This window comes from Streptomyces sp. NPDC088097 (assembly GCF_044741845.1).
Taxonomy (GTDB): Bacteria; Actinomycetota; Actinomycetes; order Streptomycetales; family Streptomycetaceae; genus Streptomyces.
In genome coordinates, this window is the sequence record NZ_JBIUTJ010000002.1 from 377,883 (window position 1) to 390,204 (window position 12,322).

The following is a 12,322-nucleotide window of genomic DNA, read 5'->3' on the forward strand; positions in this document are numbered from 1 at the left end:
CATGACGGCACAGCCGCCCCCGACCACACCACCCGAATACCAGGCGCAGCACCTGCGTGACCGGCTCGCGCACGAGGACATCGCCGAACTCGGGGTCCGCGTCGAAGTGCGGGCCGACACCGTCCTCGTCTGGGGGGCGGTGGCCGACCCGCGATGCCGCGAGACCGTGCTGCGCATCGCCGGGGAGGCCCTCCACCCGCTGGCCTGGCGCCACGACCTGACCATCGTCGCCGCAGGACCGCCCGACCGGGCCGAGGACCTGTCGTGATCCGCGTCGCGGCGGTGGGGGACATCCACCTGGGACCCGGCAGCGAGGGCTCCCTGCGACCGGCCTTCGAGACCCTCGCCGACCACGCCGACCTGCTGCTCCTCGCCGGTGACCTCACCCGGCACGGCACCCCGCAGGAGGCGGCCGTGGTCGCCGGAGAAGTCGCCGGCCTGCCCGTGCCCGTCACGGCCGTGCTCGGCAACCACGACCACCAGGACGACCGACCGCGCGAGGTCACCGACATCCTCACGGCCGCCGGGGTCACCGTCCTCGAAGGAGAGTCGACGGTCCTCCACCTCAACGGCACCACCGTGGGCGTGGCCGGGGCCAAGGGGTTCGGCGGGGGCTACGCCGGTCGCTGCGGCAGCGACTTCGGCGAGCCCGAGATGAAGGCCTTCATGCGGCACTCCCGCTCGTGCGCGGACGGATTGCGCCGCGCGCTGACCGAGCTGGCCGAGGCCGACACCGACCTGCGGATCGCCCTGACCCACTACTCGCCCGTCCCGGACACCCTGGTGGGGGAGCCCCCCGAGATCCACCCCTTCCTCGGCAGCCACCTCCTCGCCGAAGCCATCGACGAGGTGGGCGCCGACCTCGCCGTCCACGGCCACGCGCACCTGGGGACCGAGCACGGGATCACGGCGGGCGGAGTCCGCGTCAGGAACGTGGCCATGCCCGTCATCAACCGGGCCTACGCCGTCTACCACCTCACGCCCAGGCCCTGACCACCCTCACGCCCCCGGCCCCGGTTACGGCCGGGCGGACCGGGCAGGCGCCCCACGGACGGGACGTCGAACCATCGGCGGACCGACGGGACGGACGAACGACGAAGGGAGAGCCGGCCGTGAAGGGCATGGATCACAAGAGGCAGGAGCCCGGTACGGGCCGCGAGGAGCAGGTGTCGGAGGACCCCGGTCCCGACCCGGTGCACCCCGAGGCCAGCAGGCCGGTTCCCGGCAAGACCCCCGAGGAATTGAGGCGGCTCCAGGAACGGGCGATGTCCCACGAGTCCCACGAGTCCGACGAGGACGCGGAACGACGGGACTGACGCCCGACGACGGCGGCCGCGGCCCCACCCGCGTGGTTCACGGGAGGCCACGGCCACCGGGAAGGCGGCGGCGGAGCGCATCGCGCCCGCCGCCGCCTTCGTCGTGCGGACCGGGCCGCTGCCGTCGGGGATCCGGAGCCCGGGGGCGGCGGCTGAAGCGTCGTCCTCGGGGGTTCGCCGACCGACCCGTTCCCGGCGGGGGAGGGCAGGCCGGGGATCGGGGCCGTTCGGCTGCCGTGCGGATCCGGGCGGCAGCCCGTCGTGCGGCCTGGGCCACGCGGCGAGGGGGGAGAACGCCGCGCGGCTCGGGCCCGCTCCGAAAGCCGCTCGATCTCGCTGTGAGCGCTTCCGGTATCCCGCGTCTATCCCGACGGACCACGGGCAAACGGCTTCGCCCGCAATTCTTTTGAGGTGCCGTCAGGGAATCTGGAGCCGGGTGTGGTCGGACCTCCGGCGTCGATGCCGTCGGGCGCCCCCTCCCGCCCGGACCGACGCGGGCCGCCGGTCAGTACACGTCGCGTCCGTAGCGCTTCTCCGTCGCGAGTTGCTTCAGGTACGCCGAGGCCTCGGACTCGTCGAGGCCGCCGTGGGCCACGGCAATGTCGCGCAGGGCGCGGTCCACGTCCTTCGCCATGCGGCTCGCGTCGCCGCACACGTAGAAGTGGGCGCCGGCCCGGAGCCAGGACCACAACTGGGCGCCGTGCTCGCGCATGCGGTCCTGGACGTAGACCTTGGTGCGCTGGTCGCGGGAGAAGGCCAGGTCCAGGCGGCTCAGCGTGCCGTGCCGGTGGAGTTCCGCCAGCTCCTCGCGGTAGTGGAAGTCGGTGGCGCTGCGTTGTTCGCCGAAGAAGAGCCAGTTGTCGCCCCGGTGGCCGAGGGCGCGGCGGTGGTCGAGGAAGGCCATGAAGGGGGCGATGCCGGTCCCGGGGCCGACCATGACCGCCGGGGTGTCCCCGTCGGCGGGCGGGCGGAAGTGGGGCGAGCGCTGGACGAACAGCGGTACGGGGGTGCCCGGTTCGGCGTCCGCGAGGAAGGTGGAGGCGACTCCCTTGCGGCGCCGGCCGGTCGGGCCCTCGTAGCGCAGGACCGAGACGGTGAGGCTGACCTCGCGCGGGTCGACGAGGGGACTGGAGGAGATCGAGTAGAGGCGCGGCCGCAGACGCCCCAGGCGCTCGGCCCACTCCTGGGCACCGATGCGGACGGGGAACTCGGTCAGGACGTCCACGGGTTGGCGCCCCCACGTCCACCGGGCGAGGCCGTCCTTGTTGTCGGGCCGTGTGAGCTGTTTGAGGCCGCGGTCGCCGGTGTGCTCGGTGACGAAGCGCAGCAGGTCGGGGGTGAGCCGGGTGATGTCCAGGTGCCGGTGGAGGGCCTCGGCGAACGGCATCGGGCCGTGTCCGGGTACGGCGACCTCCGCGTCCGCGGCGAGCCCGGTGGCGGAGAGCCATTCGGCCACCAGGTCCGGGCAGTTGACGGGTCGGACGCCGAGGGCGTCGCCCGCCTCGTACGCCGGGCCGTCCGCGCCCAGGTCGAAGGTGAACCGGCGGACCTCCTTGCCGGCGCCGGGAAGGCTCAGCAGCCGGTTGCCGGACAGTCGCGCGGTGTACGGGGCGTTCCGGTCCGGGGCGTTCCGGTCCGAAGCGGGTCGGGACGCCGGGGCGGTGGCGGCCGGCGCCGGGCGGGGGGCGGTCGCGAGGGCCTCGCGCACCTGCTCCAGCCACCGGCCGGCGGGCTCCTCGTAGTCGGGCTCGCAGTCCAGCCGGGGCAGGAGGCGTCGGGCTCCGAGTTCGTCGAGGCGCCGGTCGACGCGGCGGCCGTGGCCGCAGAAGGCTTCGTAGGCGGAGTCGCCGAGCGCGAGCACCGCGTAGCGGACGTCGTCGAGGCGGGGGGCGTCGGCGGCTTCGAGGGAGTCCCAGAAGGCGGCTCCGTTGTCCGGCGCCTCACCGTCGCCGAAGGTGCTCGTGACGACCAGGAGGTCCGTGCCGGGGGTCAGGGCCGCGGGGTCGTGGTCCGCCATGCTGTGCACGCTCACCGGGGCGCCGTGCGCGCCCAGTTCGGTCGCGATGCTCGCGGCGAGTCCCTCGGCGTTCCCCGTCTGGGAGGCCCACAGGACCACGGTCGGCCGGGTGACCGGCCGGTCCGGCGCGGCGGCGAGGGCCGTGGCCGTACGGGAGTACGTGCCGGCGAGGACACCGTCGACCCAGAGCGCGTGCCCGGCCGCGAAGGGGGCGTCGGCGGGCAGCGACGGCACGCCCGGGCCGGGCGGTGCGGAGGCGAGCCCGGCGAGGAAACCGGCGAGGTACTGGCGCTCGCCGTCGGAAAGGGCGGGCGGCGCGTGCCCGTCCAGGCCGAACACGGAGGCGAGGGCCGTGGCCGGCGCGGACGTCGCGGGGTGCGCCCTGCTCGCGACCGCGCTCACGCTCGCGCTCGTTCCGCCCGAACCGGACGTCACCGCAGGCGAGTTCACCGGTGGGGAGACGGATACAGGGGTGCGTGTCCTCGTCAGGGTCACCGCGCACATCTTGAACCCGGGCTGGAAGGAGATCGGGTCGACGGCGTCGTCCGTGACGGCGTTGACGCTGAGGTACTCGCCGAACAGGTCGTTCCAGTGGAACGGGGCGAAGCAGTTCCCGGGCCGGACCCGGTCGGTGAGGACGGCGGGCAGCACGGCCCGCCCGCGCCGCGAGGCCACCTCCACCCCGTCGCCCTCCGTGATGCCGAGGGCGGCCGCGTCCTGCGGGTGGATCTCCACGTAGGGACCGGGGGCCAGCCTGTTCAGCTTGGCGACCTTGCCGGTCTTGGTCAGGGTGTGCCACTGGTGTTGCAGGCGCCCGGTGTTGAGAACGAACGGGTAGTCGTCGTCCGGGAGTTCGCCCGTCGGCAGGTGCGGCCGGGCGAAGAAGGCGGCCCGACCCGTCGGGGTGGGGAAGACCAGCCGGGGACGGCTGCCGTCCGGACGCTCGACCGGGGGTGCGCCGACGCCGTCGTTGAGGTAGCGGATCGGATTGCGGTCCGGACCGCCGGGGGCGGCCGGCCACTGGACGGGGCCGGTGCGCAGCCGCTCGTAGGTGACGCCGCGCAGGTCCCAGCCGGTCTTCGGGTTCCAGGCCTGCCGCAGCTCCTCGAAGACCTCCTCGGCGCACGTGTACGTGAACCCCTCGGCGAATCCCATCGCGCAGGCCACTCGGGCGATCAACTGCCAGTCGGGCAGGGCCTGTCCGGGCGGGTCGGTGGCGGCCCGGACCAGGGTGAGGTCGCGCTCGGAGTTGACCATCACGCCGTCGGCCTCGGCCCAGAGGGTGGCCGGGAGCGCGATGTCGGCGTAGGAGTTGGTTTCGGTCTCGGCGAACACGTCCTGGGTGACGACCAGTTCGGCGGTCTCCAGGGCCTTGATGACCGTACTGCGGTTGGCGACGGAGGCGACCGGGTTGGTGCAGATGATCCAGCACGCCTTGATCTCGCCGGCGGCCATCTTCTCGAACATCTCGACGGTGCCGCTTCCGACGTCGCCCCGCAGGGTGCCCGCCGCCAGCCCCCACAGCCCTTCGACGAAGGCGCGGTCCTCCTCGACCAGGACCGAGCGCTGGCCGGGCAGGCCGGGCCCCATGTAGCCCATCTCCCGGCCGCCCATCGCGTTGGGCTGACCGGTCAGGGAGAAGGGGCCGCTGCCGGGGCGGCAGATGGCGCCGGTGGCCAGGTGCAGGTTGACCAGGGCGTTGGTGTTCCAGGTCCCGTGGGTGGACTGGTTGAGGCCCATGGTCCAGCAGCTCGTCCATTCGCCCGCCTCGCCGATCCAGCGGGCGGCCAGCCGGATGTCGGACTCCGCCAGGCCGGTGGTCTCGGCGACGCGTGCGGGCGTGTAGTCCCGGAGGAAGTCGGGCATGTCCTCCCAGCCCTCGGTGTGCTCCGCGATGAAGGCGGCGTCGATCCGGCCGTCCTCGACGAGGAGGTGCAGCAGGCCGTTGAGGAGGGCCAGGTCGGTGCCGGGCCGGATCTGGAGGAACAGGTCGGCCTTGTCGGCCGTGGCGGTGCGCCGGGGATCCACCACGATGAGTTTGGCTCCGGACGCCTTGACGCGGTCCATCATCCGCAGGAAGAGGATGGGGTGGCAGTCGGCCATGTTGGCGCCGATGACGAAGAAGGCGTCCGCCCGCTCGAAGTCCTCGTAGGAGCCGGGCGGTCCGTCGGCGCCCAGCGAGAGCTTGTAGCCGCTGCCCGCACTCGCCATGCACAGCCGCGAGTTGGACTCGATGTGCTTCGTCCGCAGGAAGCCCTTGGCCAGCTTGTTCGCCAGGTACTGGGCCTCCAGGGACATCTGGCCGGAGACGTAGAGGGCCAGCGCGTCGGGGCCGTGCGCGTCGAGGATCGCGCGCAGGCGCCGCGCGGTCTCGGCGACGGCCGTCTCCACGGCGACGGCGGCGGGCTCGGCGCCCCGCTCGGCGCGGACCAGCGCGGTCTCCAGCCGGCCGGGCGCGGCCAGCATGTCGGCGTGGGTGGCGCCCTTGGTGCACAGGCGCCCGGCGTTCGCGGGGTGCCGTCGGTCGCCGCGGACCCCGGCCACCGTACGCCGGCCGTCGGGGCCCCTGGCGATGTCCAGCACGATCCCGCACCCCACTCCGCAGTAGGAGCAGACCGTACGCACCCCGTCATCCGTCCCGGCCTCCGCCACAGCGGACCTCCTCGCGCCACCGGCCGACACCCACCGCTGCGGGCCGCGGCGGCCCGGAGCGGGTCGGTCCCCGTGGTCGCCAACGTAGGAAGCCCCTGTTGCGCCCGTGTGACGGGAGGCACCACCACGGGGTTACAAGGGACTGCCCCGAGATCGCCGCGGGCGGTGAGGCGGGCTTGCCCGGACCTCACCTCGGCGGCTTCCCCCGAGGCCCCTTCTCACGGCCGTTCCCCCGGAAGTCGACCGCCGGCCGCTTCGACTAGGGTCGGCGGGACAACGCGCCCCGCCGCACCCCACCACGAACGACCACGAGGAGCAGCCGTGAGCCAGCCGGCGTCCACCGCCCTGCAGCAGGAGATCGCCCGGGAACTCCAGGTGTCGCAGACCTTCGACGCCGAGCAGGAGATCGAGCGCCGGGTGGCCTTCCTCACCGAGCGGCTCACCTCCACCGGGCTGCGCTCCCTGGTGCTCGGCATCAGCGGGGGCGTGGACTCCACCACCGCCGGCCGGCTCTGCCAGCTCGCCGTGGAGCGGGCCCGCGCCGCCGGCCACGACGCGACCTTCTACGCGATGCGGCTGCCCTACGGAGTCCAGGCCGACGAGAAGGACGCCCAGCTCGCGCTCGGATTCATCGGCGCCGACCGGGTGTTGACCGTGGACGTCAAGCCCGCCGGCGACGCCGCCCTCGAAGCCTGCCTGGCCGGCGGCGCCGTCTTCCGGGACGACCACCACCAGGACTTCGTCCAGGGCAACATCAAGGCCCGCCAGCGGATGATCGCCCAGTACGCGGTCGCCGGCGCGCACGACGGCCTGGTCGTCGGCACCGACCACGCGGCGGAGGCGGTGTCCGGCTTCTTCACCAAGTTCGGCGACGGCGCCGCGGACCTGGTCCCGCTGACCGGCCTCACCAAGCGCCGGGTGCGGGCCGTCGCCGACGCGCTGGGCGCCCCCGCCGCGCTGGTCTGGAAGGTGCCCACGGCGGACCTGGAGACCCTCGACCCGGGCAAGGCCGACGAGGACGCGCTCGGCGTCACCTACGACGAGATCGACGACTTCCTGGAGGGCAAGCCGGTCGGCGAGGAGGCCTTCGCCACGATCGTGCGCCGCTACCGCCTCACCGAGCACAAGCGGCAGCTCCCCGTCGCCCCCTGACCCACCCGGCCACCCGGGCCGCCCGCCGGCGGCCCGGGAGGCGTCGGCGGTGCGGCTAGGCTGACCGTATGACTGTGCTCGTGTACGAAGACTTCGGCACCGGACGCCACCGTGAGGCCTCCCTGATCCGGCACGCCCTGGGCAGCGCCCACGACGAGGAACTCGTCGCCGGCCTGGCCGGGGGGATCGGCTTCATGTACTTCGTCTTCGAGTACGCGGGCCGCACGCCCATCCCCACGATCGTGGCCCAGTCCCACCCCGAGCCCTGGGTGCAGGTCGCGCTCGGCCGGCTGCGGATCCCGTACGACGCCACGCGCGCGATGAAGCCGCGCTGGGGCCGGGTGCGCGCCGCGCTCGACGAGGGGCAGCCCGCCTTCTGCGTCGTCGACCGCTCCTCCCTGCCCTGGCACGACGGCGACCCGGACGCCGAGAGGACCGGCGCCGACCCGTACACGGTCGTCATCGCCGGCTACGACGGCGACGACCTGCTGATCGAGGACGGGGCCGAGACCCCGTACCGGATCGACCGCGAGGAGTTCGGGACCGCCTGGACCGCGCACCGCAAGGGCCGCCACCAGCTGATCGTCCCCACCGGGCCGGCCGAGGGCGAGCCGGACGTGGACGGGGCCGTGGCCTCCACCGTCACCCACCTCACGGGTCCGGTGCTGGGGAACGAGTTCGACGTGAACTTCGGCTTCTCCGGGATGGAGAAGTTCGCCGCACAACTGCGCGACCGGACCACACAGGTGGGCTGGGAGCACCGCTTCGGCGGATCCCCCGAGGCCTTCCGCGCCGGCACCGGGCGGCTGTACGCCTGCCTGGAAGAGGAGTGGACGGCCCCCGGCGCGACCCGGCCGCTGTACGCGGACTTCCTGGACCTCGTCGGGCGCCCGGAGGCGGCCGGTCTGTTCCGGGAGTCCGCCCGGTACTGGTCGGAGCTGGCCGCGCTCGCCCTGGCCGCCGACCCGGAGGCCGACGCCGAGGGGCGCCGGGCGCTCTTCGAGGCGTGCGCGGAGCGGGTGGACCGCTGCGTGGACCTGGAGGGACAGGCCGTCCGGGCGCTGCAGAAGTAGCACCCGGACAGCGGGAGGAAGGCCGTTCGGGGTCCGGCCCGCGGGGGAGTGGGCGGCGCGGCCTCAGGCGGCGGCGCGCAGTCGGGCGGCCGACACCTCGGCCTCGCGCACGACGCGGGTCGGGTCGACGCCCACCAGGCGCCCGTCGAGCTTGAGCGCCCGGCCGTCGACGAAGACCGCGTCGACGTTCTCGGGGCGCCCGTTGAAGACGATCTGGTTCACCCAGTCGACGTGCGGGGCGAAGTTCAGCGCGGCCGGGTCGATCACGATGACGTCGGCCCGCTTGCCGGGCGTCAGCGAGCCCACCGTGTCGGCCGTGCCGATCGCCTCCGCGCCGCCGAGCGTGGCCATCCGCAGTACGTCATGGACCTGGGGGAACACCGAGGCGTCCAGCGACCTGGCCCGTTGCAGGCCGATGGCCGCCTTCATGAGGGCGAAGAAGTCCGAGGTGTCGTTGGTGCCGCCGTCCTGGCCGAGCCCGATCCGGACCCCGCGCCGGCCGAGGTCCGGCAGCCGCATGATCCCGGAGGCGAGGCGCATGTTGCTGAGCGGGCAGTGCGCGACCCGCACGTCGCGCTCCGCGAGCGTGGCGATCTGCGTGTCGTCCAGGTGGATCGCGTGGTTCATCAGCAGCCGCGGTCCCAGTGCGCCGATGTCCGCGAGGGTCTCCAGCGGTTCGTAGCCGGGGGACGCGGGGCGTTCGAGCACATGGCTGTTGAGCATGATCCCGAGGTCCTGGGCGGCTTCCCAGTGGAGCCGGTTCAGTCGCTCCACGTCCCGGGCCGCATGGGTGGCGATCTGCGCCGAGGCCAGCGGCAGCGGGTCGATCAGCTCCCGCTTCACCCGGGGGAGGAGACCGACTCCGGCCTCCTGCTGGAACATCGCGTAGGTGAAGCGCACCCCCGTGTCGTCCAGGGCCCGGACGTACTCGGCCGTCGTGTCGAAGGGGAGGGAGTCCACCCAGTCCACGAGCGTGGTCACGCCGGCCTGTACGGAGTCGAGGGCGCCCAGCCGTACGAACCGGTAGATGTCCGTCGGGGTGAGCCGCGCGATCGTCGGCGCGTTGCAGTCGGCCAGCCAGCCGTACAGGTCGCGGTCGGCGCAGCCCCCGCGGATCGAGGACTGCCACAGGTGGGTGTGGATGTCGACGAAGCCCGGCATCACGAGCTTTCCGGACGCGTCGATCACCCGGGTGCCGCGGGGCGCGGGTAACCGGGCGCCGACCGCCGCGATCTTCCCGTCGCGCATCAGGACGTCCGCGCCCTCGACCGTACCGAGGGGGCCGTCGCCGAGCGCGGGGTCCATGGTGAGCACGAGCGAGGCGTTCCTGAGCACGGTGTTCCCCGCGTCCGGCGCCGCGGCGCGCGACGCGGGCGCGCTCGGGGCGGAGCCGAGGGCGAAGGGGGCGGCCGCGACCGCCCCCAGGCCGACGAGGACACCGCGACGGCTGGGGGGCTGCGGAGCGGGGGCGGGACATTCGGTGAGCTGGTCCATGGCGATTGCCTCCCGACTGACACGGATGGGATCGCGAGCTGCCTTGCCGCGGGGACGCGCCGACGGGGCGTCAGGTGAAAGCGGGCAAGATAGCGCAAGCGTGGGGCAGGCAAGGGCCGTTCGCATAGAGGCGCGTCAACAGTTTGTAGAAAACCCTTTCGGCGCGCGGAGCTTGGACACGACACCGCCCGGTCACGACACCGCCCGGTCACGACACCGCCCGGACACGACACCGCCTGGACACGACACCGCCCGGTCCGGCGTGGGCCGGACCGGGCAGTGTCGATCGGACGGGTGGGACGGGTCGAACCTCGGGGGAGGTCGAACCGTCAGACGAGGTCGAACCGGTCGAGGTTCATGACCTTGTCCCAGGCCGCGACGAAGTCCTTCACGAACTTCTCCTTGGCGTCGTCGCTCGCGTAGACCTCGGCGAGGGCGCGCAGCTCCGAGTTGGACCCGAAGACGAGGTCGGCACGGGTGCCGGTCCAGCGGACCTCGCCCTTGGCGTCGCGTCCCTCGAAGGTGTTCTGGTCCCCGGAGGCCGACTTCCACGTCGTGCCCAGGTCGAGCAGGTTGACGAAGAAGTCGTTGGTCAGTGTGCCGGGCGCGGTGGTGAACACGCCGTGCTGCGACCCCTGGTGGTTCGCGCCGAGGACGCGCAGGCCGCCGACGAGGACGGTCAGCTCGGGGGCGCTCAGGTTGAGCAGGTTCGCCTTGTCGACCAGCAGGTACTCGGCCGGCAGGCGGTTGCCCTTGCCGAGGTGGTTGCGGAACCCGTCGGCGACCGGCTCCAGCGCGGCGAACGACTCCACGTCCGTCTGCTCCTGCGAGGCGTCCACGCGGCCCGGGGTGAAGGGGACCAGGATGTCGTGGCCCGCGTCCTTCGCGGCCTTCTCGACCGCCGCGGAGCCCGCGAGCACGATCAGGTCCGCGATCGAGACCTGCTTGCCGTCGGTCTGGGTGGAGTTGAAGGACTCCTGGATGCCGGTCAGGGTGCGCAGCACCGAGGCGAGCCGGTCGGGCTCGTTGGCCTCCCAGCCGCTCTGCGGCTGGAGGCGGATACGACCGCCGTTGGCGCCACCGCGCTTGTCGCTGCCGCGGAAGGAGGAGGCCGAGGCCCAGGCCGCGGACACGAGGTCGGAGACCGGCAGGCCCGAGGCGAGGACCTTCTCCTTGAGGGAGGCGATCTCGGCCGCGCCGATCGGCTCGTGCGTCGCCTCGGGCAGCGGGTCCTGCCACAGCAGCGTCTCGGACGGGACCTCGGGGCCGAGGTAGCGCACGACCGGGCCCATGTCACGGTGGGTCAGCTTGTACCAGGCGCGCGCGAAGGCGTCGGCGAAGGCGGCCGGGCTCTCGTGGAAGCGCCGCGAGATCTGCTCGTAGGCAGGGTCGAACCGCAGCGACAGGTCGGTGGTGAGCATCGTCGGAGCGTGGCTCTTGGACGCGTCGTGGGCGTCCGGTACCGTCCCGGCGCCCGCACCCTCCTTGGGGCGCCACTGGTGCGCGCCCGCGGGGCTCTTGAACAGCTCCCACTCGTAGCCGAAGAGGATGTCGAAGAAGCTGTTGTCCCAGGCGATCGGGGTGTCGGTCCAGATGCCCTCCAGGCCACTGGTGATCGCGTCGCCACCCTTGCCGGAACCGAAGGAGTTGGCCCAGCCCAGTCCCTGGAGCTCCAGGGGCGCGGCCTCGGGGTCGACGTCGACGCTCTCCGACGGGCCCGCGCCGTGGGTCTTGCCGAAGGTGTGGCCGCCCGCGATCAGGGCGACGGTCTCCTCGTCGTTCATCGCCATGCGGTGGAACGTCTCGCGGATGTCGCGGGCCGCGGCGATCGGGTCCGGATTGCCGTTCGGGCCCTCGGGGTTGACGTAGATGAGGCCCATCTGGACCGCGCCGAGGGGGTTCTCCAGCTCACGGTCGCCGGTGTAGCGCTCGTCGCCCAGCCAGATGCTCTCGGGACCCCAGTAGACGTCCTCGTCGGGCTCCCAGACGTCCGCGCGACCGCCGCCGAAGCCGAAGGTCTCGAAGCCCATGGTCTCCAGGGCGACGTTGCCGGTCAGGACGAGGAGGTCGGCCCAGGAGAGGTTCTGGCCGTACTTCTTCTTGACGGGCCACAGCAGCCGGCGCGCCTTGTCGAGGTTCGCGTTGTCCGGCCAGCTGTTCAGCGGCGCGAAGCGCTGCTGACCGGCGCCGGCGCCACCGCGGCCGTCGCTGATGCGGTAGGTGCCGGCGCTGTGCCAGGCCATCCGGATCATGAAGGGGCCGTAGTGGCCGAAGTCGGCGGGCCACCAGTCCTGCGAGGTGGTCAGCACCTCGGTGATGTCGCGCTTGACGGCGGGCAGGTCAAGGGTGTTGAAGGCCGCCGCGTAGTCGAACTCCTCACCGAGGGGATTGGCCACGGCGGGGTTCTTGGCGAGGATCTTCAGGTTGAGGCGATTCGGCCACCACTGCTGGTTTCCACCGCCCTGCGTGGGGTGAGCGGCGCGCCCGTGAGCGACGGGGCAGCCGCCTGCGCCCTCCTCCGGCTTGTCGTCCGTGACGATCGCATCGTGGTTCTCAGACATCGGAATCCTTCCGGACCGGGCGGGTCCTGGTGCTCAGGACGGCGGACGGTGGTGTTC

The 12,322-nt window shown here is 73.0% G+C and carries 8 protein-coding genes; 5 read left to right on the plus strand and 3 right to left on the minus strand.

Annotated features, from left to right (window positions below; genetic code table 11):
- Nucleotide 1 precedes the first annotated feature (1 nt).
- The 3 genes from ACIOD1_RS07645 (at nucleotide 2) to ACIOD1_RS07655 (ending at nucleotide 1,316) form a co-directional block, all read left to right on the plus strand.
- Entirely contained in the window at nucleotides 2–268 is a 267-nt protein-coding gene (locus ACIOD1_RS07645) for a hypothetical protein (protein ID WP_365617371.1), read from the plus strand.
- A complete protein-coding gene (locus tag ACIOD1_RS07650) occupies nucleotides 265–993 on the plus strand; it encodes a metallophosphoesterase (protein ID WP_365617369.1) in 729 nt (242 codons plus the stop codon). Before ACIOD1_RS07645 ends, ACIOD1_RS07650 begins: the two co-directional genes overlap by 4 nt.
- 128 nt (nucleotides 994–1,121) lie before the next feature.
- Nucleotides 1,122–1,316, plus strand: coding sequence for a hypothetical protein (locus ACIOD1_RS07655; protein ID WP_401901390.1), 195 nt, complete (start codon nucleotides 1,122–1,124; stop codon nucleotides 1,314–1,316).
- Nucleotides 1,317–1,821: 505 nt separating this feature from the next.
- Here the strand turns inward: ACIOD1_RS07655 and ACIOD1_RS07660 are convergent.
- Complete coding sequence (locus ACIOD1_RS07660; RefSeq protein ID WP_401900881.1) at nucleotides 1,822–5,985, minus strand: molybdopterin-dependent oxidoreductase; 4,164 nt, start codon at nucleotides 5,983–5,985, stop codon at nucleotides 1,822–1,824.
- A gap of 321 nt (nucleotides 5,986–6,306) precedes the next feature.
- Here ACIOD1_RS07660 and nadE point away from each other — a divergent pair, with 321 nt between their 5' ends.
- Both nadE and ACIOD1_RS07670 read left to right on the plus strand, forming a co-directional pair.
- Entirely contained in the window at nucleotides 6,307–7,137 is an 831-nt protein-coding gene (nadE, locus tag ACIOD1_RS07665) for an ammonia-dependent NAD(+) synthetase (RefSeq protein WP_401900884.1), read from the plus strand.
- 68 nt (nucleotides 7,138–7,205) lie between these two features.
- Nucleotides 7,206–8,210 carry a BtrH N-terminal domain-containing protein gene (locus ACIOD1_RS07670; protein ID WP_365617363.1) on the plus strand — a complete coding sequence of 335 codons (1,005 nt, stop codon included), beginning with the start codon at nucleotides 7,206–7,208 and terminating at the stop codon, nucleotides 8,208–8,210.
- Nucleotides 8,211–8,273: 63 nt separating this feature from the next.
- Here the strand turns inward: ACIOD1_RS07670 and ACIOD1_RS07675 are convergent, their stop codons facing one another.
- Together ACIOD1_RS07675 and katG are read right to left on the minus strand one after the other, a co-directional pair.
- On the minus strand, nucleotides 8,274–9,704 hold the full coding sequence (locus ACIOD1_RS07675) for an amidohydrolase family protein (RefSeq protein ID WP_365617361.1): 1,431 nt from the start codon (nucleotides 9,702–9,704) through the stop codon (nucleotides 8,274–8,276).
- A 329-nt stretch (nucleotides 9,705–10,033) separates the two neighbouring features.
- Nucleotides 10,034–12,265: a catalase/peroxidase HPI gene (gene katG / locus ACIOD1_RS07680; RefSeq protein WP_365617360.1), complete on the minus strand. Its 2,232-nt coding sequence runs from the start codon at nucleotides 12,263–12,265 to the stop codon at nucleotides 10,034–10,036.
- Between the last annotated feature and the right edge of the window lie 57 nt (nucleotides 12,266–12,322).

Excerpts from the sequence above, each read along its gene's own strand:
- ACIOD1_RS07645 (WP_365617371.1), top strand. The coding sequence starts at position 2 with ATGACGGCACAGCCGCCCCCGACCACACCACCCGAATACCAGGCGCAG.
- ACIOD1_RS07655 (WP_401901390.1), top strand. The coding sequence starts at position 1,122 with ATGGATCACAAGAGGCAGGAGCCCGGTACGGGCCGCGAGGAGCAGGTG.
- ACIOD1_RS07670 (WP_365617363.1), top strand. The coding sequence starts at position 7,206 with ATGACTGTGCTCGTGTACGAAGACTTCGGCACCGGACGCCACCGTGAG.
- ACIOD1_RS07675 (WP_365617361.1), bottom strand. The coding sequence starts at position 9,704 with ATGGACCAGCTCACCGAATGTCCCGCCCCCGCTCCGCAGCCCCCCAGC.
- katG (WP_365617360.1), bottom strand. The coding sequence starts at position 12,265 with ATGTCTGAGAACCACGATGCGATCGTCACGGACGACAAGCCGGAGGAG.